Below are 25,313 nucleotides of genomic sequence, written 5' to 3' on the forward strand. Positions count from 1 at the left end.
GTTCTTTCTGCTTTCCCTCGTTCGGATTTATCAAGCCGGCAGGCCAGCTGCGAGGAGGCCAGACTCGTGGCGCCGCCGGTCGAGTTCGCGCTTGTAGTGCAGCGTCGCAAGATAGGCTGCCACCGAGAACCCCGGTTCGCGCTTCAAGACCTCGGCGGCGTGAGCGCCGGCAGCGATCGCATTCTTCATCTGCGCGAATGTCGCCGCCAGGAACGCATGGTGGGTATAGTCGGCGCGCGTGATCCTTGAAAATGCCTCCGCGGCCTCGGCGTATTTCTCCGCGCAATAGTAAGCGCGGCCCAGATGGCTCCAGAAGCGCTCGGGATGATAGGGATTGAGGCGCATCGCCTTCCTGATCCAGTCGATGCCTTCCTCCGGCAGGCCCAGCCAGGTCAGGAGCTCTCCCTGTTGCACGACCACCAGGTCATAATTCGGGTTGAGGGCGAGCGCACGCTCCTGATGATAGGCGGCCTTTTCGTAATCGTGATGCGTCAGATTGAGCGCGGCGAGAATCCGGTGCACGTCCGCGTCGTTGTCGTCGAGAGCCAGCGCAATCTCGAGTTCCGAAGCGACCTGTTCGAAGGTCGCCTCGCGGTCGACGCACCAGCCATAAATCCAGCACTGGCCGAGCACGCAGGCCTTCCAGGCATGGGCGTGGGCATAGTTCGGATCCATCGCCAGCGCACGGTTGAGCAGCGTCTGCGCCTGAGCGTTGTCGTCGCGGGTCGACCGGTGATGCAGGAGCTTGGCAGCCAGCACGCATTCGTAGGCGGGCATGTTGTCGGTCTGCTTGCGCTTGGTGCGGTCGTGCGTTGCGGCTTCTACCCGTCCCGGCAACGTCGCCACGATCGCGCGGGTCATCTCGTCCTGAATGGCGAAGATGTCCTGGAGCTCGCGGTCGTAGCGTTCGGCCCAGATGTGGCGGTCGGTCTCCGCATCGATCAGCTGCACTGTGACGCGGACGCGCCCTCCGGCCTTCCGCACGCTGCCCTCGATGACATAGTCAACTCCGAACTCCCGGCCGACGTCCTGGACCTTCACGGCCTTGCCCTTGTAGACGAATGTCGAGTTGCGGGAGATGACAAGCAGGTCGTGAAAGCGCGAAAGCTCGGTGATGATGTCCTCGGTGAGACCGTCCGCGAAGAACTCCTGCTCCGGATCGCCGCTCATATTGGCGAACGGCAGCACGGCGATGGAGGGCTTCTTCGAGACACCCGGTGGCGTCGGAGCAGCGTTCGCCCCGTCGGGCAGGCTTGCAGGCCCCTCCGCCAGCCGAATGCGGAAGACGCGGATCGGGCGCGCGATGTTCTTGACGCTCTGCTCACCGAGATCGTCGAACTGAACTCCGTCCAGCCGGTCGCCAACCTGATCGCGCACCGCGCCTGAAACGCAGACCCCTCCAGGCTCGGCCAGCGCCTCCAGTCGCGCCGCGACGTTGACGCCGTCACCGAAAATGTCGTTCTGATCGAGGATGATGTCGCCCAGATTGATGCCGATGCGGAATTGTATCCACCGCGGCGGCGGGACGTCGGCATTGCGCCGCGCCATGCGGCGCTGAACCTCGGCGGCGCAAAGCACGGCGTCGACGACGCTGTAGAATTCGACGAGCATGCCGTCGCCGGTCGTCTTGATGATACGGCCGCGATTCTTGGCAATGGCTGGATCGATGAGTTCGACCCGATGGGTCTTGAGGCGCGCGAGGGTGCCGGCCTCGTCGACCTCCATGAGCCGGCTAAAACCGACCATGTCGGCGGCGAGGACCGCGGCGAGCCTGCGCTCTGGTCCCGGCACATCCATTGCTCGGTCTCTTCACCGAGCATTCTAGCAGACGCAGAGGTTCTGCCCAAGCGTGATGAACGGCAACGCCCGGGCGATACGCCTCAGAGCATGCCCAACGCCTGCATGTAGGTTTCGAGAATGGTCTCGGCCTCGGCGCGCTCGTTGGGGTCCTGCTTGCGCAGCCGCACGATGGTGCGCAGCGCCTTGACGTCGTAGCCGTTGCCCTTGCTCTCGGCATAGACGTCGCGGATGTCGTCGGCGATCGCCTTCTTCTCTTCCTCCAGCCGCTCGATGCGCTCGATGATGGATTTGAGCTGGTCCTTGGCAAATTTCGTCGCGGGCTCGTCGTCGCGGACGGCGGCGGAGGTGGCCATCTTGTACTCCCAATGGAACTGGCAAAACGAGGTGACGCCGGCATCCCTCACCGCGCGTGCTGGGTTGACCCTTAGGGTTGGCGCCGCTTGCGTTCAAGCCGGCATCGCGCTCGTCCACAGCGCGCCCACACCTTCCTGCGCCGAGGCAATGAAAGCTGTTGTGTGGTGCGACTCAGGGGGCCTGAACGGCAGGGGGCGCGAACCAGCTCGTCAGTGCCCATGCCCGTGGGGATGGACCTTGTTCATCGCCTCGATCTGCTCGGGCGTGGCCGTGCCCTGGTATTTCGATTTCCAGGTCTCGTAGGGCATGCCGTAGACGGCCTCCCGGCTCTCGTCCTTGCTCAAGGCGACGCCCTGGGCGTCTGCGGCGTCCTTGAGCCAGTTCGACAGGCAATTGCGGCAGAAGCCCGCCAGATTCATCAGATCGATGTTCTGGACGTCCGTCCGGCTCCGCAGATGGTCGACCAGGCGCCGAAAAGCCGCCGCCTCAAGCTCCATTCTGGTTTTGTCGTCGATTGCCATGACTGTCTTCCTTAAGGCCCGCCCCGATGGTGGTCACCCTTACGGGATCAGGTGGGGTCCTGTCACAGATTTTGCCATATCGCGGTGCAAACGGGCCAAAGCCCGGTTTCAGGGCGCACCCCGGCCCAACGCCAAATCGTCAATGATCTGGTATAGCTTCCGCGACAATGATTGCCGAATCTCCCCGCTTCCCGCTTCGCCTGCTCGCCCGGTTGGTCCCGGTGCTGGTGGTCGCCCTGCTTTGCCTTTGCGCCAGCCCGGCGGCGGCCGACTTCCGCCTCTGTAACAACACCGCGAGCCGGGTCGGCATTGCGCTCGGCTACAAGGATGCCGAGGGCTGGACCACCGAGGGCTGGTGGAACATTTCGTCGCGTTCCTGTGAAACGCTACTCCGGGGCACGCTGATCGCCCGCTACTACTACATCTATGCCATCGACTATGACCGCGGCGGCGAATGGTCGGGCCAGGCCTTCATGTGCTCGCGCGACAAGGAGTTCACCATCCGCGGCACCGAGGATTGCCTGGCGCGCGGCTATGACCGGACCGGCTATTTCGAGGTCGACACCGGTGAGCAGCGGGCGTGGACGGTGCAGCTGACCGACGCCAACGAACAGCCGACGCAGCAACGCGTACCTGGCCTGCCCGGTCCGGTTGGCCCGGGCGGCGTTCCGGGTTTGCCCAATAGTCCGCCCGGTGGTACGCCCCCCGCGCCTGGCCTCCCGCCAGCTGCCTCGCCCCCGTCTGGAAATAAGCCATGAGGCGTCTTCGCCGTATCAAGATTCTCGCGACCCTGGGACCGGCCTCTTCGGACCTCGCGATGATCCGCCGCCTGTTCGAGGCCGGCGCCGACCTGTTCCGCATCAACATGAGCCACACCCCGCACGACAAGATGCGGGAGCTGGTGGCGACGATCCGCAACGTCGAGAGCAGCTATGGCCGGCCGATCGGCATCCTGGTCGACCTTCAGGGTCCGAAGCTGAGGCTCGGCTCCTTTGCCGAAGGGGCGGTCCAGCTCCAGAACGGGCAGACCTTCACGCTGGATTCCGACAAGACGCCGGGCGATGCCACGCGCGTCCATCTCCCGCATCCGGAGATCCTGGCTGCGCTGCGGCCGGGCCATGCGTTGCTGCTCGACGACGGCAAGGTGCGGCTGATCGCGGAGGAGACCTCGAAGGAGCATGCGGTGACGCGTGTCGTTGTCGGCGGCAAGATGAGCGACCGCAAGGGCGTCAGCCTGCCCGACACCGACCTGCCTGTCTCCGCCATGACGCCGAAGGACCGCGCCGACCTCGAGGCGGCCCTCGTCACCGGCGTCGACTGGATCGCGCTATCGTTCGTGCAGCGCGCCGACGACGTCATCGAGGCCAAGAAGATGATCCGCGGCCGCGCCGCCGTGATGGCCAAGATCGAGAAGCCGCAGGCGATCGACCGCCTCGCCGACATCATCGAGGCCTCCGACGCGCTGATGGTGGCGCGCGGCGATCTTGGCGTCGAGCTGCCGCTCGAGCGCGTGCCGAGTCTGCAGAAGCAGATGACGCGGATGGCGCGCCGCGCCGGCAAGCCGGTGGTGATCGCAACCCAGATGCTGGAATCGATGATCCAGTCGCCGGTGCCGACCCGCGCCGAGGTCTCCGACGTCGCCACCGCCGTCTACGAAGGTGCCGACGCCATCATGCTGTCGGCGGAATCGGCGGCCGGCAAATTCCCGGTCGAGGCGGTCTCGACCATGAACCGCATCGGCGAGGAGGTCGAGCGCGACCCCACATACCGCTCGGTGATCATGGCCCAGCGCCCTGCCCCGGAATCCACTGCGGGCGATGCCATCGCAGACGCCGCCCGGCAGATCGCCGAGACGCTCGATCTGCCCGCCTTGATCTGCTGGACCTCATCGGGCTCGACCGCCGTGCGCGTGGCGCGCGAGCGGCCGAAGCCGCCGATCGTGGCAATCACGCCGAACATCAGTGCCGGCCGCCGGCTCGCCGTGGCCTGGGGCGTGCATTGCGTGGTGGCGGAGGACGCGCGCGACCAGGACGACATGGTGAGCCGCGCCGGCCAGATCGCGTTCCGGGACGGCTTCGTCCGCGCCGGCCAGCGTGTGATCATCGTCGCCGGCGTGCCGCTCGGCATCCCCGGCACCACCAACATGGTGCGCATCGCCTCGGTCGGCCCCGAGGGCGAGGCGAACATGTAGGCCGCCAGCGCGCTGGCAAAACAAAAAGTCGAAAAACAACCCCATGCACAGTAGCCGGCCGGCTTGGCGGAGTTGCCGGGGTTTCTCGAAAAGGCCAGCTCGAACAACGGCCTGAGCGCGATCAGGTCTCCACCTCGACCGCGTGCCCGATTTTTACGCCCCAACCAGCGCCTTCGTCGTCGGCAGCAGCGTCTGCTGCACCACGAGGCCACGGGCGCGGGCGTCCAGGACGCCGACGGCGCGCAGCGCCAGCAGCGTCACGGTCTGCACCGCGTCGCGCATCTTGACGGGATCATCGAGATTGTCGGGCGCGAGCGGCCCGACCAGGGCCTCGTGCAGCGCGCCGAGCAGCGCAGTGGCGGCGAGCGCGGTGTCCTGCGCCGGCAGATGGCCTGCGCGCACGGCAGCGTCGATCCGCGAGGCGATCTCGCCAGCGATCTCGCGTCGGCTGGAAAGCCTGGAGGCACTGACATCGACGTCGACAGGCTCGGCCCGGATGCCCCAGGCCAGCCTGCGCTGCGACAGGGTATGGACCGCCACGGTGGTCACGGCCGCCGCCAGCGCCGAGGACGGGCCCGGCGCGGCATCAGCTGCCCGGCGGATCGCCGCAAGCTCGTCGCGGGAGACCTCGGCAATGAGCTCGGAGATCAGCTCGGCCTTGGAGGGGAAGTAGCGGTAGACGGTGCCAGCCGCGACATTGGCCCGGACCGCGACAGGCGCGATCTGCACCGCCGCCATCCCGCCTTCCGCCGCCGCTTCCCGCGCCGCCGCCAAAATCGCGCTGCGCCGCGCCGCAAGGCGCTTAACCACTTGATGCGTCCGCCGATAAACCATGGCGCGCTTCCTGTCCCACACGCCGGCCGCACGCCCCGCGGCCGAATGCGTCGTCTCTTCAATAGATGCAAATCGCCCCGCAAGGACTGAACAACTATTCAGGGTGAATGACAAGATGGGAAATGCGTGAAGCGTCATCGCGAGCGGGCTGGAGCGCCACTCCGATCGCGAAGGCCGACGAGGGCTTGCTCGCCCCATCTCGCGACCGAGCTTGCTGAAGAGCGAAAATGCCGCCCGTGAGAGCATCGAGCCCACCATTGGCGGGAACTTGTCGACAGGCGGATTGGAGAGATGGCTGGGACCGGGGAGAAGAACTGCTACTGCGCGATTTCCACCTGGAAGGATCTCCGCTCGATCTCGGCAGCATTTCGGCGAAGAATGAAAGTTGCCGTGTACGTGCCAAGCGGCCAGACGGAGCCTACCCGCTTCCTTCCGGCCGCGATAAAATACTGGGCTTGGTCTCGCGGCAGCTTTGGTGCTCGGTACTCAGCGATGACTTGTCCCTGAGGCGATCTCAGCTCAATAGCTTGCTCGTCTTCCGCCTGAAGCCCGATTGCGCGAACATATGCAACTAAAGCGGCAGAGTGAGAGCTAGGCGGAGATTGCTTGATCTCTCCGGTCTCGATCTCGTCCATGGTGACCGCTCGGTCAGCAAAGCCGGCATTGATGATCTCGGTCGGCCGATAGTTCGAAACGGGGTCTAGCGTGGACTGCCACAGCGAACGACCGACGTTGCATTCGCCTTTCGCGGCCGCCTCAGCAAAGGGATCCACCACAGTTCTGTCATGCCTCACCGTAAAATGCAGGTGTGGAAACTCGGTGATTCCGGACAGACCCACCAGCCCAAGTGCCTGCCCGGAGCTCACGCTGTCACCGGGCCTTACTCTGAGACTGCCCTTGGCCATGTGGCAGTATTGCGTGCTCCAGCCATTTCCATGTTCGATGACTGCGCCGTTGCCACATTCCTTGCCGGCTATTGCGGCTTTGCCGACGGCTTTGACCGATACGTCATCCATGCCGTCGCGCGTGTGAGCAACGCGCCCCGAAGCGGCAGCCACGACCTCGACGCCTTTTCTCTGAACATCCAAATCGGTAGCCGGATGTCGGTGCCATCGTGACCATCATATGTTCGGTGCCCGCATCGAAAGTCCAAGGTCTTTTCCGTGGGATCATGGTCAACGTAGTTTTGGATGAAGCACGTCGTTCCCAGGTTGCAGGCAACCGGCCACGCAAACAGTTGCGGCTCGGAGCTGCGGGATGCGGTCGCGCAAGTCATGGCCGCGCAAAGCGCCGAGGCAGACACAAACCTTCTCATCCGATCTGTCCGTTCTGATGAAGGGGTGCGCGACAAAGCGTAGTCCGGAAGCGCGAGGTTCATTACTGATGTCCCAAGAACCATCGCCAACATCAGCACACTGTGAAGCCACCTGGACCGGTGAGGATCAGCCCGCGAAGGCGACGATCGATCCTATCTGCCGGGTTTGTGCTGTTTCAGCCAAGGCCGTATCTCTCGTGCGAAGAAAACGCATCCCAAGCAGCCTACAAGGATGAACAGCAGATGAAGCCCAAACAAGCCAGCGAAGTTGAATGGATGGTCGCTAAACGTGATCAACTGATAGTTACTGCGCTCGCCTCTGCTACGAAAATTCGCCCAGAGCGTTCCAGCAGAGTACCACTGGCTCAGCTGATCGACCGCATGCACTCCCATGATAATCGCTATGAAGGCGCCGACGAGCGGCCTTGGTACGTGCAATTTGATCTTCACTGGGGCCGCCCTGAGTGTTTGACTCTTAGTCTTGGAGAGCAGGTCACCGCAGAAGACAATCGAAAGGAGCCCGCTTCGTTCGCGTCACCATTCATGTCGGTGCCGCCAGATCCTTAGCATTGCCCGACATTTGCGCGTCCGGCCAAGTTGTCGACCTCGCCGTGTTCCGAATCGTTCAGCGCCCTTGGGCATCCAATAGTCTCCGAGTTAGCGAGAGACTCGCGAAGGAATCAAAGTTGGCGGCAAAATGCCGCAAGAAGGCGCATCAATGCTATTTGCTGCTCATTGCGGTCATCGACGCACTTACCGTTCTCTCGAAGAGCAGATCGAACTCCACAGCTTTCAAGCACTTCGATCTCAAGCTCAAGATTTGATTCTATTCTTCGGCGTTTTCCTGAGCACCCATGCCGCAGCGTGAAACCAAACTAGTTGTGCGACAGTACTTTACATCCATAAGTTATTCTGTAGGCTCTGCAACCGAGCGTTGATTTTAATTGCCATGCAGTGTGGCGGCCGTCAACGCTTCCGGGGACTTTGGTAGAGTGGCTGGAATTAGCAATACGATCGGTGTCAGTTGTCGCAGTGTACGCTCGTCGCGCGCTTACCCAGGCCATCCTGCCGATTCATCACTTAGCAATGCTGGGAGTTCCAACTGCCCTTCGCGGCCGACAAGCTGCGAACGTCGCTCTCATGCGCGAACGGAGCGTGCGACATGAAGCGGCTCATGGGCCTGTCCACCTGCATTATTCTTGTCGTACTTGGCTTATCTCTCGAGGTGGCGCACGCATTTGGGCAAGCTACTTGCGAACGTGCTGATCCAGTTAGACTGCAGTTGAACGGGATTGAATATCGTATTCCCGCTGCGCTCCAACCAGATTATTCGCCACAAGAGGCGTTACCCACTCGGGATTATTTTCCGAACGGCGTCCGCGCTAAGCAATATTGTCAACATTCGCAAGACCCACCCGCGGTCGTTGATCGTATTGCCTTTCCAGCCAAACATCTCTCCGCCTGGGCGCGCCAGGATGCCAACCGCGCAGAACTCGTGGGCATTTTCCCTCTGGGTATCCATAGATCGTTTCGCGCAATTAAGCCTGTTGCTGAAGGTGGCCAAACAACGCCGGACGGTTTGTTTCGAACAATCACTCGGGGCCAACTAGTTGAGATCACTTCGACAGAGCCGATCTTCTTCGGCTCGATAGTCAATGCAGAATGCGGACCCGCTGCAACCCAGCAACCAAGTGCACGGTGCACGATTCGGGGGCGGCTGCCCGACGGCTCGGGCATTAGCCTAGGCGTACTCGACTCCGAGAAGCCGATGCGTGTCTGGCCGCGCATGTTACAGCAGGTTGAGGCGTTCATTTCGTCCATGACCGTTGGCGGCCGATAGAACAAAGGGGGCTACATATGTTCACATATAATGGGGATCAACTCTCCCAAATTCAGGCCCTTGTGACGGCCGGTAATTTTCCAGCGGCCTACCGGCTCGCTGCTAGTTTCGCGGATGGCGGCGAAGGAGTGTCTCAGGCATCGATACAATGGATGCGGGGGGCCGCAGATATAAATGAGAACGTCGGAAGTGCTGCGGCCTTTGTGCGGCAATTTACTGCCGCTCAGTATGGGACTCGATTTGGAGAGACTCCACCTGCAAATCTTATCCAAAGCGTATCGGACAGGATCGCACAGAAGGTCCTTGGGGATATACTTGAATAGATGCAAATCGTCCCGCAAGGACTGAACAACCATTCAGAGTGAATGACAAGGATGCAAATGAGCATATGGGCGTCACGCAACTCCGAGCTGCGTGGGAGCAGATAGTAAACGCATCCTTGCACCGGCTGATGCGGAAAACCAGTGCAGTTTACCCCAACTTAAAGGCGATCATGCTCAGGTTCTGATGCGCTGTTGTGCGTGGTGGTTCAACTCCGAGAGTGCAATGTCGATTTCCGTCACCAGCAGCGTTCCGGTCCGCAGCGTTGCGCGCTGGCTCATGCCGCTCTGTATCGGTGCCATCGTCTACGTGTTCTTTCTGGGCATCGGCGACATCATGCTGCGCGACTCCGATACGCTGTGGCAGATCAAGATCGGGCAGTGGATCCTCGAACACCGCGCGCTGCCCTACAACGATATTTACTCGTTTACGCGAGCCGGCGAGGCCTGGATCTCGAGTTCATGGCTGTCGCAGGTCCTGTTCGCGCTTGTCTACGAGCCATCGAACTGGTCCGGCCCCGTCATCCTGACATCGCTCGCGATCGGTGCGACTGCGGCGATTTTCGTGCACCTGCTCGCGCCCTATCTGGAGCCAGCGCGCGCCTTTCTGCTCCTGACCCCGCTGCTCGCGATGTCGGTCGGCCACGTTCTCGCCCGCCCGCACATGCTGGCCCTGCCCGTCATGCTGGCCTTCGTCGGCGGGCTGCTGGCGGCGGCCGATCGGCGCGCGGCGCCCTCCTGGCTGTTGCTGCCTTTGATGGCTGTGTGGGCCAATCTTCACGGCGGCTTCGTCATGGGACTGGCCCTGATTGGACCCATTGGCCTCGATGCGATCGCAGCCGCCGGTCGCAGCGACCGGTTTGCACTGGCGGCGCGCTGGGCCCTGTTCGGACTCGCTGCGCTCGCCGCGAGCTGTTGCACGCCCTATGGCTGGGACACGCTTCTCGGAGCCACGAAGATCCTCAGCCTCGGCAAGCTGCTCTCGCTGATCTGGGAGTGGATGCCGGCCGACTTCAGCTCGTTCAGCCTGTTTGAAGCCGCCCTGCTCGGCTTGATCGCCTTCGGCTACTATGGCGGGCTGACGCTGCGGTGGACCCGCATCCTCCTGCTGCTCGGCCTGATCTGGGCGGCACTCACCCACGTCAGAAACATCGAGGTCTTTGCCCTCCTGACCCCGCTCGTGCTTGCCAAGCCGTTCGCCGAGCAGCTGGGATCGACGAGAGCTGTGCCACAACAGCCGCGGCTCTCCCTTGCAATGACCGCAATGGCGGCACTCGTGATCGTTGTTGCCGGCTGGAGCATCACACGCACCTATGCGACGCCGTACCGGTATGCCTTCATCGGCAATCAGAGTCCTGCGGCTGCAGTCGACCTGCTCGAAAGACGGCACGCGCAACGGATCTTCAGCACCGCTCCGATCGGCGGCTATCTGATCACCCGCAACATCAAGAGCTTCATCGATGGCCGCGCCGAGCTGTATGGAGAGCAGTTCGTGCTCGACTACTTCGATGCCGTCGAGGGCAAGAACGTGGACACCCTGCTGCGCCTGCTCGAGACCTACCGGATCGACGCGACGTTGCTGAACACCACCGTTCCCGCCGCCAGAATCATGGACCATTTGCCGGGGTGGAAGCGGCTCTATGCTGATGACATCGCCGTGGTGCACGTCCGCGACGACGCGCCGGCGCAGCTGCCTTCCGGTGAGCCAGGACAAGGCCGTTAGCTCTCGCGGTCCTTCGCATGCGAGCGGAAAGCTCGCTTTCGGCCATCCTTCGCGGCATCCGGCTGCGGCAGGCCTTCAGGTCGCTTTTGCGGCGGGTATCCGAGGTTCATCACAAGGCGCCTGCCAAAGCGGGCGCGTTGAACCATGCACCTTGACCGCTCGTCCGGCTGCTGGCGCTCCTACGAAAAAGAGCCCCGCCAGGGGCGGGGCTCTCGAAAATTCTAGAGGTCGTCCCGGCCTTACTTGAGGCTGGTCGAGATCGACGTGAACTTGGTGTTCAGCGCGCTGCCGAGGTTATTGACGACGGTGATGATCGCCAGCGCGATGCCGGCAGCGATCAGGCCGTATTCAATGGCGGTGGCGCCGGATTCATCCTTCACGAAACGCGCAACGAGGTTCTTCATAGAGTGCTCCAAATGGGTACACGAGGCTTACAACTGATCTGGTCTTTTCGGCTTCCCAGCGCCGCCCGACCATGGAACCGAACGTAGAGGCAAAGAATTGCGCCGCAGTTAATTCGACTGCGTAAACATCGGGCGGTTTGCTTGTATTCGCTGATGGTAAATCGAAATCCAAAACAGTCCGTTAAATTGTCAGGACATGAAGCCGGCCTGCCGCGGACGGTTTACCGGAAGTTATGACCGTCGTGGTCCAATGCCGCCCGCTCGAACCGACGCGCGATGAGATGAATCGTTCATCGCGTGTCAGGTTATCGTTCGCGCATGATCCTTCCGGAAGATCGCAGCACATTTTGCGCAGGCGCGACTTTCCGGGTCCGGATCATGCGCGGACCGACAAGAACAACAGGACGACGAGGCGGCATGTCCCTTTCCTTTGCCAGCAGCATCGCCGTGCAGAGCCGCGCGCGGGCTCTGGTGCCACTGTGCGTCGGTGCCGGCGCCTATCTGTTCTTCCTCTATCTCGGCGACACGCTGCTTCAGGATTCAGACTCGTTCTGGCAGATCAAGATCGGGCAATGGATCCTCGATCACCGCGCCATGCCCACCACCGACTTCTATTCCTTCACGCGAGCGGGCGCGCCGTGGATTTCGACGTCGTGGCTGTCGCAGGTAGCGTTCGCCTTCTCCCATGCGCAATGGGGCTGGGCAGGTCCCGTCATCCTCACCGCGGTCGCCGTCGCGCTCGCCGTCGCAATCTTCGTCTATCTGCTCGAGGCGCAGATCGAGGCACCGCGCGCCGTGTTGTTCGCGATGCTGGCGCTGCTGCTGTCGGTCCATCACGTGCTGGCGCGTCCGCATATTCTGGCGCTGCCCGTCATGGTGGCGTGGGTCGGCCTGCTGATGGCGTCCGCCGACCGCAGGAGCGCACCCTCCTGGCATTTGCTGCCGCTGATGGCGCTCTGGGCGAACCTGCATGGCGGCTTCGTGCTGGGCCTCGCGCTGATCGGTCCGATCTCGCTCGAGGCGGTCGAGCACGCCGAGAAGGGACGGCGGCTTGCCTTGTTCATGCGCTGGGTGCTGTTCGGAATCGGCGCGCTGATCGCGAGCTGCTGCACGCCGTACGGCTGGCGGACGCTGCTGGGCGCGGCCAACATCCTCAGCCTCGGCGAGCTGCTGTCGCTGATCTTCGAATGGATGCCGGCGAACTTCGCCACGTTCACCTCGTTCGAAGGCGCCCTGCTCGGCCTGATCGCATTCGGCTATTATCGCGGCCTGGTGCTGTCGGCGCCCCGGATCTTCCTGATCCTGTTCCTGACCTGGAGCGCGCTGACCCACGTCAGAAGCATCGAGGCATTCGCGTTCCTGGTGCCGCTGGTGTTGGCCAAGCCGCTCGGCGAGATGTTCCCGCGCGCGGCGCCCGACGCCGCCGGTGCCAACCGCCGGCCGGCCCGCTATGTCACCGTAGCAGGCGCGCTGATGATCGTGGCGGCGGGCTGGACCTCGACGTCGCTCTACATGGGGCACCACCGCTTCGCCTTCACGATGACGCAGACGCCGGTCGCGGCAGTCGACGTGCTCGAGCAACGCAAGGCGCAGCGCATCTTCAACGCCTACCAGTTCGGCGGCTACCTGATCTCGCGCGATATCCCTGTTTTCGTCGACGGCCGCGCCGAGCTCTATGGCGAGAAATTCGTCATGGACTTCTTCAAGGCGACCGAAGGCAAGCAGCCCGAGCTGCTGCCGCGCCTGCTCGACGAATACAGGATCGACGCAACGCTGTTGGTCGCCGATGCACCGGGCCCGCAGATCCTCGATCAGCTCAAGGGATGGAAGCGAATCTATTCGGATGACATCGCAGTGATCCATGTGCGAACCGGCGCGCAGGCCGGCGGGGCGCCGGAAGCGGAAACCCCGAAGGATGCTTTCAAATGAGCATGTCCCTTCAACCGCCGATGCCGGCTCCAGCGCGTCGCTGGATCCAAATCCCCCTCATGTTCCTGCCCGCCTTGTCGATCGCAGTGCTGTTCGGCTGGGGCATCCTGATCTCCACCCTCGTCCATCCCGGTTGGATCGGACTGAACCACATCGCCCCCGGCACTGATTGGATGGTGTTCTACGCCGCCGTCAGATCGATGCTTGCCGGCAACCTTGCGCTGGTCATCGATGGCGAGGCATTCACCGCGCACCTCAACCAGTCGTTCGCATCATGGCTCACGGTGCCCCTGGAGTTCCGCCCATGGTTCTATCCGCCCAGCTTTCTCGTTCTGCTGCTGCCGTTCGCTCCGCTCGGATTTGTCGGCTCCTACGTTGCATTCCAGGCTGCGACCGCAGGCCTCTTGGCCTGGGCGCTTCGCAACCGCGCCGAGTTGCCGCAACTGACGCCCTACATCATCGCGGCCGTGCTGGTCTCGCCATCCGCATCGCTCAATCTGGCCGATGGACAATGCGCCTTCCTCGTCGCCGCACTGCTGGTGGCGGGCGTGAGGCTGCTCCGACCGCGGCCGCTCCTTGGTGGCGCGATCCTCGGACTCCTGAGCTTCAAGCCGCAATTCTTTCTGCTCGTTCCGTTCGCGCTGCTGGGTTTGCGCCAATATCGCGGCCTGTGCGCGGCTGCATGCTCGGCATTCGCATTGGCGCTCGCGAGCGCCATGATTTTTGGCATCGAGTTGTGGATTCGATGGATACCGCAGGCGTTCAACAATCTGGTCAGCCCCGATGAGAAATGGCTGGCCTATGGCCGCATCTGGGGTCACAGCGTGTGGGCCTGCGCGGTACTGCTGGGCATGCCGGAACGGCTGGCCTCGATACTGCAATTGGGCGCGATCCTCTCGAGCGCGGCGGCGACCTTCGTGGCGTTTCGCTCCTCGCTCAATACCGACAGCAAGTTGATCGTGTTGCTTGCGGCAACCGTGCTGGCGGCCCCGCATTCGGGCCCCTATGATGCGACGCTGCTGGCGGTCGCCATGGTGCTGTGGCTTGCGGCATCGATCGATACTCCGCGCCTTCTCGACTGGCTGATCGGGCTCGGCATCTGGATGGTCCCGCTGCTCAGCCCGGCGGTTTATGTACCTGCGGGACGTCTATCACCGCTCCTCACCATCGCGCTCATCGGCCTCGTCTTCGGAAGGGTGCATGGCCGGGCGAGGTCGCGCGAGTCGGGAATTCCGCCGCTTTCCTCAATTCGATCGACAGCTTGCGACTAGGCCCGCGGCTGGGGCTCAAGGCAGGCGTCCGGATCCGGGCGGCGGCCGGTCCTTCCAAATGCGACGCAGACACGGCACACCGCGCTCAAACTCAGCGATCCCATGACATGGATCCTTCCAACAGGCCGACCTTGACAATCCCGGCTCGTCTCTGCCCGGAGCGGCCGGTTGCGATCGCCGCTTTTGCAATGCTGGCGGCCGTGTCGCTTCTTCCGGTGCTGCTGACGCCCATTCCCGCGATGGTCGACTATCCTAATCACCTTGCCCGCATGTCTATTCTGAGCGGGAACGGCACCCCCCATGCCAATCCGCATTACGAGGTGGCCTGGGCTTTCTATCCAAACCTTGCAATGGATCTGCTGGTCCCGCAGATGGCGCGACTGATGAGCGTCGAGAACGCCACACGGCTGTTTCTGCTGCTGAGCCAATGGCTGATCGTCGGAGGCGCGCTTTTTCTCGAACGGGTCCGGAAAGGACATGTCCATTTCGCCGGCTTTGCGGCGCTGGCCTTCCTTTACTGTCTGCCGTTCAGCTGGGGCTTCGTGAACTTCGAGTTCGGAATGGGCCTCGCGCTCTGGGGCGTCGCCGTCTATCTGATGCTGGCAGAAAGCCCATGGCCGCTGCGTTTCGCCGCCAATTTGATCTTCGTCGCGGCGCTGTATGTGGCGCATTTCTTTTCGCTCGGCATCTACGGCGCGACTCTTGGCCTTTTCGAACTATCGCGCATCCACCAACGGCAGATTGCCTATCCCGTCGCAGCCGCGCGGTTTGGCGCGTTGGCCGTCCCACCGCTGGTGCTCTTTGCAGTCATGCACATGAACGCGGGCTCGATCGGAAGCGAAGGCACGAGCTGGTTCCTCGGATACAAGCCGATCTGGCCGCTCCGCATCATGAACGGCTACAATCCGACGGTCGCCGCGATCACCGGGCTGGCGCTGATGATCTCGTTGCTCTTCGCCGCAAGGCGCGGCGTCCTCAAGCTCGAGTCGGCCGGAAGCTGGCTCGCGATCGGCTTTGTGCTCCTGTACGTGGTCATTCCCTCCAGGCTGTTCGGAACTTCGTTTGCCGACCTCCGCGTGATTCCCGCCGCGGCGCTGATCCTGCCGGCCTTCTGCTCGCTGTCGCTCCCGAGCCGGGCGTGGAGGATGACCGCGCTCGCCGGGATCAGTGGCATCACACTGATCAACCTCGCCGTCGTGTTCGCGGTGTGGCTGCCTTACCGTGCCGACTACGCGGCGATCATCGCCTCGTTCCACAAGATCGAACGCGGCTCGCGCGTTCTGGTGGGCAGCACGGGCGACGCTGGCGACCCGCCCTTCGCCGACCTCACCTCGTATCCGATGTATTACGCGCCGACGCTGGCCGTGCATTACGCCAACGCGTTCGTGCCCAACCTGTTCACGGAAACGGGCAAGCAACCGGTGCGGGCACGCGAGACCGTGCGTGGTCTTGCCACCCCCGACGGAGGAGTGTTGCCAGCGAGCCTACTCACCGCGATTGCGACGAGCCAGCCGCTGGCGGAGGTGCCGCCGTTCGTACGGACCTGGGCCCGGGACTACGACTACCTGTATGTGCTTGGACCAAGGGCCGCAAACCCGCTGCCAGACCTGCTGGATGTGCTGGACGCCTCGGAGCGATTTGTTCTCTACAAGATCCGCCGCAAGTCCTGGACCGAAGCCGCGGCTGCACAGAGTGGTCGTTCGGCTATCACCGTCCCACTCCACACCTGGCCTCAGCTCCCCTTAGCCCCGTCGAGCCCCCCGCCTCGCCCCAATGCCCTCGATCCCTAACGGTTGCGGCAAGGCCACCTTAACCGTCAATGATGTAGGCTCCCGGCTGCACCCTCCCAGTCGGAATCTCTTCCATGGCGGCCAATTCCAGATCGATCCGCTACAGCCTCGTTATTCCCGTGTTCAACGAGGAGGCCGTGTTGCCGGTCCTGCTGCGCCGGCTCGAACTGGTATTGTCCCGGCTCGACGGGCCGGCAGAAGCGATCTTCGTCGACGACGGCAGCAGCGATTCCAGCTCGATCGTGCTGCGGGCACTCGCCACGCGCGATCCGCGCTTTCGCTATGTCGGCCTGTCGCGAAATTTCGGCCATCAGGTCGCCATCACCGCCGGCATGGACGCCGCCGTAGGTGACGCGATCATCGTCATGGATGCCGATCTGCAGGATCCGCCCGAAGTGATCGAGCAATTGATCGCAAAATGGCAGGAAGGCAACGACATCGTCCACGCCCGCCGCCTGTCGCGCGAGGGCGAGAGCCCATTCAAGCGCGCGACCGCACATCTGTTCTACCGGCTTCTGGGCAGAATGTCCTCCGTCGGCATCCCCGCCGACGTCGGCGACTTCCGCCTGATCGATCGCAAGGTGCTCGACGCCCTTCGGCAGATGCCGGAGCGGGATCGCTTCGTACGCGGCATGATCGCCTGGCTCGGCTTCCGGCAGACCGAAGTCGCCTTCCACCGCCTCGAGCGTGCGGCGGGCGAAACCAAATACCCGCTGTTCAAGATGGTGCGGCTCGCGATGAACGCCGCGCTCGGCTTTTCCGATCTGCCGCTGCGGCTCGCGATCTGGTGCGGCCTGACGGTCTCCGGATTCGCTCTGCTCTACGGAGGCTGGGTGATCCTGATGTGGCTCGGCAACGACAGTCATCTCGTGACCGGCTGGTCCTCGACGATCGTCCTCGTGTCCCTGCTGTGTGGAATCAACATGCTGATGACGGGCATCGTGGGGCTCTATGTCGGCCGCATCCATGCCGAGGTGAAGCGTCGCCCGCTCTACGTGGTGCAGACACGCGCCGGCTTCGATCACGACGAGGCGGGGGCAGCACCCGCGGTCCACGCCGTCAACGAGTGATCCGGCACAAGGACCGGGCTCCTGACGACGACCAGAACGACTCCCGCGACTTGGTCCAACCTGTTATCGACTTTCTCAGGCTTGCCGCGTCACGTCTTCTCGAGCCGCTCGGGGGCATGAGGCCAACTACGTCGTCTTCAGCACGCCTGATTTATCATTGCGGCGTATCTCGCCGCTTGTGGACGACCGCCACGTCGTCGCTGTACACGCGCTGCCACCCGGGCAGCCGGTCAAGCATCGCTATCGCGGGTGTGTTCGGTGCGAGCAGCGTCGCCTTGATCTTGTATTCGTCGAGCAGCTTGAGAAACTCTCCGAGATCGACCAGCGCGAGGGCACGATTGTAGCGATCGATGAACGGTCCCCCGAACAGTTCGGCGCGACCATCAACAAAGGTGGGAATGCCGGCAAAGATCAAATAGCCGCCGAAGGAGTAATCGTTCAGCACGTGCCCGGTCTTGGCAAGGTCGGCGTGAGCAATGGCAGCCTGGGGCGTGATGGCCGCGGCCGGACGTACGTCACGCACCAGGCCCGCCCCACTCATCGCGATCAATACACCGAGCGCGGCCAGATTGAGGCCGCGCGACGAGCCGGCCGCATCGTCGCCGGCAGGTTCGCCGAACTTGCGACCCAGCGGGGCCGCCAGATAGAGCGGCGCAAGCATGGCCAGCAGATCCGCATTGCGCATCTGCGCCAGCGCGAAATGGAGCAAGCCTATCATCACCAGCACCCGCACGACCGGCAGCGTGACGCCGCGCGAGAGAGCAAAGATGCCAGCCAGCAGCAGCAGCTCGAAGCCGCCTATGTGACCGAAATCCTGCGGCCGCCATTCCGAGATCCAAGCAAGCGCCGGACCGAGGCCGAGTGTCGTCAGCGGCATCAGCAGCGGTTCCGGCCCATGGGGTGTCACGCAGGACGCCGCGACCGCGAGTGCCGTGAACGGCAGCCACCGAACCAGCACGTGCGGCCACTCGCTTCGCTCCTCGCGCAGCAGCGCCTCGAGCACCGCGGGGCCAATCAGCCCAAGCGCCAACACTCCGCTGCCGTGCAGATTGGCCCACACGACCAGCAGCGGCAGCGCCCAATATGGCGGCGGCCCGCCACGATCCATGCAGCGCACCAGGGCCGCGGCCCAGGTCACCATAATCGGCAGCACGAGCACGTGTGGCCGTGCCAGCATGTGCGGCGCCAACAAGATGACGGCCGCGATCACCATGAGCAGCGTCTGGGTCGGCGAAAGCTCGCGCAGCAGGAAGAAGGTCAACAGGCCAAAGGCGAGCGCTATCGCCGCCGCGGCGACAATGACGACGCCTGGCCAGCCGGAAAGCGCGTAGGCTGCGGCATAGATCACCTCCGAGAGCCATTCGAACGTGATCCAGGGCGCGCCGTGCTTGGAAAAGGAGAAAGGATCATTCACCGGCAGGGTGCCATGCGCCATGATCCAGCGCCCGAGCTCGATATGAGAATAGCTGTCGGGATCACCGAGCAGCCGCGGTCCAACGATGAGCAGCAGGGCATAGACGCCGAGGCCCACTGTCCAAGGGAGCGCTGCACGTGCCGAAAACGGTTGAACCGCGCTGTGGACGACCTGGTCGGACATGACGGGCCAAAGTAGAACGCAAGCGTTAAGTTCTTCTTTAATGTTTCTCGCATTCGCGCCAAGGCGGGGTCAGGAGCGCCGCGTCAAGCGTCGCGCGTTTCGCTCGCGCCGGGGATGCCCTGAACCAGCCACCAAAAAAAAACGCGGCGTTGCCGCCGCGCTTTTCGATATCATCTGCCGCCTCTCGATCACGCCTGCGGCTGCGGCTCCAGGCCGGGATCCGCATCGGGCCGCGGACGCGGCGACTTGCCGGCCGGGGGCACGGCGGAGGCGCGCGGGGTGGTCGGCTCGAGCACGGATTCGCGGTTCGGCTTCTTGCCCTTCAAGAGATCGACGATCTCGTCGCCGGTCAGCGTTTCGAACTCGAGCAAGCCCTTGGCGAGCGCTTCGAGGTCGGCGCGCTTCTCGGTGAGGATGCGGGTCGCTTCCTGATAGCCCTCCTCGACCAGGCGCTTGATCTCGGAATCGATCTTCTGGACGGTCGCTTCGGACGCGTTCTGCGTGCGCGACACCGACATGCCGAGGAAGACCTCGTCCTGGTTCTCGCCATAGGAGACGGTGCCGAGCTCTTCCGAGAGGCCCCAGCGCGTCACCATCATGCGGGCCAGGCGCGTGGCCTGCTCGATGTCTGAGGCGGCGCCCGAGGTCACCTTCTCGCGACCGAAGATCAGCTCTTCGGCGACGCGGCCGCCCATCATGATGGCGAGGCGCGAGGTCATCTGCTCCAGGGACATCGACAGCTTGTCGCGCTCCGGCAGCTGCATGACCATGCCGAGCGCACGGCCGCGCGGGATGATGGTCGCCTTGTGGATCGGATCGGTCGCCGGCACGTTGAGGCCGACGATGGCATGGCCGCCCTCGTGATAGGCCGTCAGCAGCTTCTCTTCCTCGGTCATGACGAGCGACTTGCGCTCGGCGCCCATCATCACCTTGTCCTTGGCCTCCTCGAACTCGGCCTGCGTCACCATCCGCTTGTTGCGGCGGGCGGCGGTGAGCGCAGCCTCGTTGACGAGGTTCATCAGGTCGGCGCCGGAGAAGCCCGGCGTGCCGCGCGCGATGGTCTTGAGGTTGATATCCGGCGCCAGGGGCACCTTGCGGACGTGAACCTTGAGGATCTGCTCGCGACCGACGACGTCGGGATTGGGCACCACGACCTGGCGGTCGAAGCGGCCCGGGCGCAGCAGCGCGGGATCGAGCACGTCGGGCCGGTTGGTCGCGGCAATCAGGATCACGCCCTCGTTGGCCTCGAAGCCGTCCATCTCGACCAGCAGCTGGTTCAGCGTCTGCTCGCGCTCGTCATTGCCGCCGCCGAGGCCGGCGCCACGGTGACGACCGACGGCGTCGATTTCGTCGATGAAGATGATGCAGGGCGCATTCTTCTTGGCCTGCTCGAACATGTCGCGGACGCGGCTCGCGCCGACGCCGACGAACATCTCGACGAAGTCAGAACCGGAGATGGTGAAGAACGGCACGTTGGCTTCGCCCGCGACCGCGCGCGCGATCAGGGTCTTGCCGGTGCCGGGAGGGCCGACCAGCAGCACCCCGCGCGGAATGCGGCCGCCGAGGCGCTGGAACTTGCCGGGATCGCGCAGGAACTCGACGATCTCCTGGAGGTCCTGCTTGGCTTCGTCGACGCCGGCGACGTCCTCGAAGGTGACGCGGCCATGCGCCTCGGTCAGCATCTTGGCGCGCGACTTGCCGAAGCCCATCGCCTTGCCGGCGCCGCCCTGCATCTGCCGCGACAGGAAGATCCAGACGCCGATCAGCGCGATGAAGGGCAGCCAGGAGACCAGCAGCGAGACGAACCAGGGTACGTTGTCGCCCGGCGGCTTCGCGGTGATCTGCACCTTGCTGTCGTAGAGGCGCTTCACCAGCGTCGGATCGTTCGGCGCGTAGGTCTGGAAGCTCGAGCCGTTGGTGAAGGTGCCGTGGATGTCGGGTCCCTGGATCACGACGTCGCGCACATTGCCGCGGTCAACTTCGCTCAGGAGCTGGGAGAAGGCGATGTCCTGCGAGGAGGCCCGCTGACCCGGATTCTGAAACAGCGTGAACAACGCCAACAGCAGCAAAACAATGATGACCCAGAGGGCGAAATTGCGCAGATTGGCGTTCATCGATCTTCCTTCGTGGTCGCGCGGATCGCGACCCTGATCCTTGGGCAGTGGCTTTGGTCAATGCGAGGAAATCCCAAGGAATCCTCATCGTTAGACGGATACAATTTAGGTGCCGCCCCGGTCGCTGCCAAGGGAACGAGATGGGACTATTTATCCCATCTTAGAGCGATTCCCGCGGAAATAATGGCGTCCGATCGGGGGTTTTTCCGGCCTGGTTAAGGTGGCCTGACGGCGCGGAGGCGAACCGGCCGGTGCCATGATCCGCCCTGCTTCGTGCTCATCTCCCGGTGCGCCGCCGGGCCGGTGCCGGCGCGATGTGGATACGCCCGCCGGCAAGGCTGATCAAGGCTCCCGCGAGGGTCTGCTTCAGGACCGGCCGGCCCGTCGCGCGGGCGCGGAGACTCGCGGCCACGGCCTGGTCCAATGCGAACATCAGGGCTTCAACCTTGCCGAGTTCCGCCGGCCCTTCGTGTCCGAGCGCGTTGATGGCCCGCAGCAGGAGCCGCAGCCGGACCTCCTCCGGCAGGGCGGCAAAGGCCGAGGCCTCGAAGCTTCGGACGCCCGCCTGCGGCGCAAGGCCGCGATCCCGCAAGCGGAGGAAGCGCTCGGCGCCGTCGGCCAGCACCTCGACCGCCGCGTTGGCCCGCGCCAGCCTTGCCGCGAGCCGCGCCAGGTTGCGGGCATCGCCGCCCTCGGCCGCGAGAAGCGGCAGCAGCGCCCGCAGCCGCGGCCGGGTGAAGGCGGTGTCCCGGTTGGTGGGGTCCTCGGCAAAGCCGAGCTTCGCCCGCCTCAAGGTCGCGATCAGCTGCGACTTCGGAACATCGAGCAGCGGACGCGCCAGCACGATGCCGTCGCGCTCGCTGAGAGGAGCCATGGCCGACAGCCCGGCAAGTCCGCTGCCTCGGAACAGGCGCATCAACAGGGTCTCGGCCTGGTCGTCGCGGGTGTGGGCAGTCAGCACATGGCTCGCACCGGCGGCACGCGCGGCCGCTGCCAGCAGCCGGTAACGGGCCTCGCGCGCCGCCGCAGGCACCCCTGTCTTCGGTTTTGCGCCGCGCCAGCGCAGGGTCCGGTGCGGCAATCCGAGCTCGGCGGCGAGCCGCTTGACCTGGCGTGCCTCGCTGGCTGCCTCGGGGCGCAGGCCGTGATCGACGGTGACGACGATGAGTTGCGGGCCGCGCACAAGGCTGCGCTGCCAGCGTGCCGCAAGCCACATCAGCGCGACCGAGTCGGGCCCGCCGGAGACCGCGAGCACCAGCGCCGGCGCAGCCTTCAGGCCGGCGAAGAGCCGCCTCGCCACGCGCGCCGAGATGGGAGAATTGTCGTCGTCTGACATGACGCGGCCCTGACACTCGCCAGTGGATGGGTGCGATGTTTAGCGCAGCACCATCCGCGTTGTCAGGACCCAAGACGTCAGCACTTCGCCCGCTTCTGCTCGCGGTCGACCGCCGCTTTGACGCCGGCGGAGGCGCGCGGATATTTGCGGCCGACCTCGCCGAAGGCGGCGCAGGCGGCCTCCTTCTCCTTCAGCGCGGCGAGCGACTGGCCGAGCCGCAGCAGCGCATCCGGCGCCTTGGCCGATTTCTCGTATTTGGTGGTGACGGCGAGGAAGGCTTCCGCGGAGTCGCGATATTGCCGGCGCTGGAAGTAGCTCTCGCCGAGCCAGTATTGCGCGTCACCCACGAGCGGGTCGCTCGGAAATTTCTGCGCAAAGTTCTTCATGGTCTGCTCGGCGAGCGCATAGTCCTTGCGCTGCATGTAGCCGATGCCGAGGTCGAACTCGTCGCGCGGCGTTGCCGAGGGCGGCAGGGTGGTCAGGCCAGCGCCGCCGGCCGGCGCGGGATTGCCGGATTGGGCCGGCGGGTAGCCGGGCTGCGCGGCCTGCGGCTGATAACGAGGGCCGGCGTTGGCGAGATCGAGCGGCTCGCCGGCACCGCGGCCGCCGGGTGCTCCCGACGGCATCGGCTGCTGGCCGCCGCCGAGCGCGCGGGGCGCGCCAGGCGCGTTTGGATTCTGGTTCGGATCGAACGCATCGCCGCGGCGGCGCGAGCCAGGGGCGCCGGGCGCCGGCTGCTCCTGAACGATCGGCGCAGGAGCGGCGATCTGCGGCTGCTCGTAGTTCGGCTGCACGGCCTGCTGCTGCTGGCGATAGCCCGGCGTGATCTGAGTTGGCGCGATCTGGGCGGGCGGCATCGCCGCAACGTTGGGCGCCTGCCCGGGCGCGCCTTGCGCGCCGCCTTCGAGCGCCCGCAGCCGCTCCTCGAGCTGGCGGTTGCGATATTGCAGCTCTTCGTTCTGGCCGGTGAGCTGGCGGAGCTGGTTCTCCAGCCGCTCGATCCGCATCTCCGGGTCGACATCATCCGACTGCGCGAAGACCGGTTGCGCAAGTGCGGGCGAGCACAAAGAGAGCAGCGCGGCGGTCGCCGCGGTGCCGGTGAAGACCTTCAATCTGGATGACATCTTGCCCTGACGACAAAAGCGAAATGGCCTGCGACGGAACATTCGACGCGCCACACATTGAAGTGGAGTACGCCAAAAATGTGACTGGTACCAAGGGGTTTCTGTCACAGAATGCTGAAACGAAACCGGCGCCCGAGAGGGCGCCGGCATAGTCCATTTCCGAAGCTGAACAGCGCCTGACTGATCGTCAGGGACCTGACTGAACGTCAGGAACTCGCGTTCAGCACCGTGACGGCGCGGCGGTTCTGCGACCAGCAGGAGATATCGTTACAGACGGCGACCGGCCGTTCCTTGCCGTAGGAGATCGTGCGCATACGGTTCGGGTCGATGCCACGCGAAGCGAGGAACGAGCGCACCGACTGGGCACGGCGGGCGCCGAGCGCGATGTTGTATTCGCGGGTGCCGCGCTCGTCGGCATGACCTTCGATGGTGAAGCTGTAGCGCGGATAGGTCTGGAGCCATTGCGCCTGCTTCTCCAGGGTCACGATCGCCTGCGGGGTCAGATCGGTCTGGTCACTTTCGAAGAACACGCGGTCGCCGACGTTGACCACGAAGTCCTGCTGGCTGCCCGGCGTCGCCGCATTGGCCATCGCATCCGTCGCAGCATTCTTGTTGGCGCAGGCGCCCATCGACAGCGCGACGGCAAGCACCGCGACCAGCTTCAATCCCTGGAGGATACGCATAGGATGTTTCATTCCGGAGCCTCCACGCTCACGTTAGTCCACTGCTGTCCGGTCTACAGGGGGTTGGTTAAGCGAACGTTCCGTCAACCTTGACGGAACCTTGCCTCAGCCGCTCAAATGCCCCCAATCAGCGAAAAGCAACCGCCATGGTTAATGATTTGTAAATGTGGCGCAAGGGTGAAGGCAAGCCGAGTCGACGGCAAAAGCGCCGGCTTCTGCCGGAATTTTAGGCCTGATCGAGCAGATGGAACGCCCTAGTAGACGGAACCGAGTGCTGGAGCCGCCACATCCAGGTTCCGCGGCGTGGTCAGCAACGCCGGCCGCGTGGCAGCCTGGCGCGGAGTGCTGCGTTCAAACAGCATGCGCCGCTCAAACGCGCTGGAGCGCATGATCGGAAAGCGTGCCAGAACCTTGTCCCGCTGCCGCCGGACGTCAGTGGCCATCAGCACCGCCTTCTTGGTGGGCCACCCCGGAAACCCCCGCGGCTCAGGTGAAATGGTCTCGTGCAGGAAGATGCGGCGGTAAAACGCCTGATGATCGGTCCGGATCATGGCAAGCCCGGTGTCGGCATTGAAATGATCGCATGCGACAAAGGCCAGGCGGACGGTCAGGTAGGGCAGTTCGGGAAAGCGCTGGTGCTTGTCGGGATCCGCAACAAACCGACACGGATCGACAAAGACCTCGCCGCGATCGAGGCGGGGATGCAGGATGTCGCCGAACACTTCGGTAGTATAGGACATCCGCCATTCCGACGTCAGAAGGTGGATGCGGACGGAGCTGCAAAGCTCTCCATCGACATAGATCCCGAAATTCCAGGTGTTGGGCGTTTCGTCGAAGCGATCACTGACGCGCAGCGAGGCTGACGGCTCGATCAGACCGGCCTGGAGATAGGCGCGGTAGCGCATCAAATACAGGTTGTCCTTTTCCTCGGGAGTCTCGATGAGTCGGTAATCGATGCGGTCAAACAACGCGGCGCCTCGTGGAAGGAGCGCCGGATTCGGTTCGGCTCCGGACTTCATCTGCTACCTCTGGACTCCAAGCAACTTCCGCGAGTAGCAGCAGATTAATGGTTCCTTAACGAAATTGCAAAGCCTTAG

20 protein-coding genes and 1 pseudogene are annotated in these 25,313 nt (G+C 63.9%); 9 read left to right on the forward strand and 12 right to left on the reverse strand.

Features of this window, described 5'->3' with window-relative positions; translation table 11 throughout:
* Window positions 1–30 precede the first annotated feature (30 nt).
* The 3 genes from XH87_RS18635 to XH87_RS18645 form a co-directional block, all read right to left on the reverse strand.
* Window positions 31–1,797, reverse strand: coding sequence for an adenylate/guanylate cyclase domain-containing protein (locus tag XH87_RS18635; RefSeq protein WP_271588391.1), 1,767 nt, complete (start codon window positions 1,795–1,797; stop codon window positions 31–33).
* A gap of 83 nt (window positions 1,798–1,880) precedes the next feature.
* Complete coding sequence (locus XH87_RS18640) at window positions 1,881–2,153, reverse strand: DUF2312 domain-containing protein (protein ID WP_035704684.1); 273 nt, start codon at window positions 2,151–2,153, stop codon at window positions 1,881–1,883.
* A 210-nt stretch (window positions 2,154–2,363) separates the two neighbouring features.
* A complete protein-coding gene (locus XH87_RS18645) occupies window positions 2,364–2,675 on the reverse strand; it encodes a DUF1244 domain-containing protein (protein ID WP_035704682.1) in 312 nt (103 codons plus the stop codon).
* Between the two features lie 167 nt (window positions 2,676–2,842).
* On the opposite strand from XH87_RS18645, the gene XH87_RS18650 reads away from it, so the two are divergent.
* On the forward strand, window positions 2,843–3,433 hold the full coding sequence (locus tag XH87_RS18650; RefSeq protein ID WP_271588392.1) for a DUF1036 domain-containing protein: 591 nt from the start codon (window positions 2,843–2,845) through the stop codon (window positions 3,431–3,433).
* Window positions 3,430–4,866: a pyruvate kinase gene (gene pyk, locus XH87_RS18655; protein ID WP_271524342.1), complete on the forward strand. Its 1,437-nt coding sequence runs from the start codon at window positions 3,430–3,432 to the stop codon at window positions 4,864–4,866. Before XH87_RS18650 ends, pyk begins: the two co-directional genes overlap by 4 nt.
* Window positions 4,867–5,019: 153 nt before the next feature.
* Here pyk and XH87_RS18660 read toward each other — a convergent pair whose 3' ends face one another.
* Window positions 5,020–5,700 carry a helix-turn-helix domain-containing protein gene (locus XH87_RS18660; protein ID WP_035704676.1) on the reverse strand — a complete coding sequence of 227 codons (681 nt, stop codon included), beginning with the start codon at window positions 5,698–5,700 and terminating at the stop codon, window positions 5,020–5,022.
* Window positions 5,701–6,017: 317 nt separating this feature from the next.
* Window positions 6,018–6,791 (reverse strand): annotated as a pseudogene (locus XH87_RS18665) (M23 family metallopeptidase); the annotation flags it as partial.
* A gap of 467 nt (window positions 6,792–7,258) precedes the next feature.
* Between XH87_RS18665 and XH87_RS18670 the strand changes: the two are divergent.
* From XH87_RS18670 to XH87_RS18680, 3 genes are all read left to right on the forward strand, one after another.
* Window positions 7,259–7,582: a hypothetical protein gene (locus XH87_RS18670; protein ID WP_271588393.1), complete on the forward strand. Its 324-nt coding sequence runs from the start codon at window positions 7,259–7,261 to the stop codon at window positions 7,580–7,582.
* Between the two features lie 595 nt (window positions 7,583–8,177).
* On the forward strand, window positions 8,178–8,855 hold the full coding sequence (locus tag XH87_RS18675; RefSeq protein WP_271588394.1) for a hypothetical protein: 678 nt from the start codon (window positions 8,178–8,180) through the stop codon (window positions 8,853–8,855).
* A 546-nt stretch (window positions 8,856–9,401) separates the two neighbouring features.
* A complete protein-coding gene (locus tag XH87_RS18680; RefSeq protein ID WP_271588395.1) occupies window positions 9,402–10,898 on the forward strand; it encodes a hypothetical protein in 1,497 nt (498 codons plus the stop codon).
* A gap of 239 nt (window positions 10,899–11,137) precedes the next feature.
* On the opposite strand, the gene XH87_RS18685 is transcribed toward XH87_RS18680, so the two are convergent.
* The gene (locus tag XH87_RS18685) at window positions 11,138–11,302 is read right to left on the reverse strand and encodes a Flp family type IVb pilin (RefSeq protein WP_035704673.1); all 165 of its coding nucleotides are present in this window, start codon (window positions 11,300–11,302) and stop codon (window positions 11,138–11,140) included.
* A gap of 417 nt (window positions 11,303–11,719) precedes the next feature.
* Here XH87_RS18685 and XH87_RS18690 point away from each other — a divergent pair, with 417 nt between their 5' ends.
* The 4 genes from XH87_RS18690 (at window position 11,720) to XH87_RS18705 (ending at window position 17,362) form a co-directional block, all read left to right on the forward strand.
* Entirely contained in the window at window positions 11,720–13,231 is a 1,512-nt protein-coding gene (locus XH87_RS18690) for a hypothetical protein (protein ID WP_271588396.1), read from the forward strand.
* A gap of 59 nt (window positions 13,232–13,290) precedes the next feature.
* A complete protein-coding gene (locus XH87_RS18695) occupies window positions 13,291–14,502 on the forward strand; it encodes a glycosyltransferase family 87 protein (RefSeq protein WP_271588397.1) in 1,212 nt (403 codons plus the stop codon).
* A 107-nt stretch (window positions 14,503–14,609) separates the two neighbouring features.
* Entirely contained in the window at window positions 14,610–16,292 is a 1,683-nt protein-coding gene (locus tag XH87_RS18700) for a hypothetical protein (RefSeq protein WP_271588698.1), read from the forward strand.
* A 74-nt stretch (window positions 16,293–16,366) separates the two neighbouring features.
* Entirely contained in the window at window positions 16,367–17,362 is a 996-nt protein-coding gene (locus tag XH87_RS18705) for a glycosyltransferase family 2 protein (protein ID WP_271588398.1), read from the forward strand.
* 154 nt (window positions 17,363–17,516) lie between these two features.
* Here the strand turns inward: XH87_RS18705 and XH87_RS18710 are convergent, their stop codons facing one another.
* The 6 genes from XH87_RS18710 to XH87_RS18735 form a co-directional block, all read right to left on the reverse strand.
* Window positions 17,517–18,959 carry a hypothetical protein gene (locus XH87_RS18710; protein WP_271588399.1) on the reverse strand — a complete coding sequence of 481 codons (1,443 nt, stop codon included), beginning with the start codon at window positions 18,957–18,959 and terminating at the stop codon, window positions 17,517–17,519.
* Window positions 18,960–19,147: 188 nt separating this feature from the next.
* On the reverse strand, window positions 19,148–21,073 hold the full coding sequence (gene ftsH / locus XH87_RS18715) for an ATP-dependent zinc metalloprotease FtsH (RefSeq protein ID WP_035704662.1): 1,926 nt from the start codon (window positions 21,071–21,073) through the stop codon (window positions 19,148–19,150).
* 277 nt (window positions 21,074–21,350) lie between these two features.
* Window positions 21,351–22,409 carry a tRNA lysidine(34) synthetase TilS gene (gene tilS, locus XH87_RS18720; protein WP_271588400.1) on the reverse strand — a complete coding sequence of 353 codons (1,059 nt, stop codon included), beginning with the start codon at window positions 22,407–22,409 and terminating at the stop codon, window positions 21,351–21,353.
* Window positions 22,410–22,486: 77 nt separating this feature from the next.
* Window positions 22,487–23,533, reverse strand: a complete 1,047-nt coding sequence (gene ybgF / locus XH87_RS18725) for a tol-pal system protein YbgF (protein ID WP_271588401.1) — start codon at window positions 23,531–23,533, stop codon at window positions 22,487–22,489.
* 206 nt (window positions 23,534–23,739) lie between these two features.
* Window positions 23,740–24,228 (reverse strand): peptidoglycan-associated lipoprotein Pal, encoded by a 489-nt coding sequence (pal, locus tag XH87_RS18730; protein ID WP_035704649.1) that lies wholly within the window; start codon window positions 24,226–24,228, stop codon window positions 23,740–23,742.
* A 242-nt stretch (window positions 24,229–24,470) separates the two neighbouring features.
* On the reverse strand, window positions 24,471–25,235 hold the full coding sequence (locus tag XH87_RS18735) for an N-acyl amino acid synthase FeeM domain-containing protein (protein WP_035704647.1): 765 nt from the start codon (window positions 25,233–25,235) through the stop codon (window positions 24,471–24,473).
* Window positions 25,236–25,313 lie beyond the last annotated feature (78 nt).

This window comes from Bradyrhizobium sp. CCBAU 53415 (assembly GCF_028128735.1).
GTDB lineage: Bacteria > Pseudomonadota > Alphaproteobacteria > Rhizobiales > Xanthobacteraceae > Bradyrhizobium.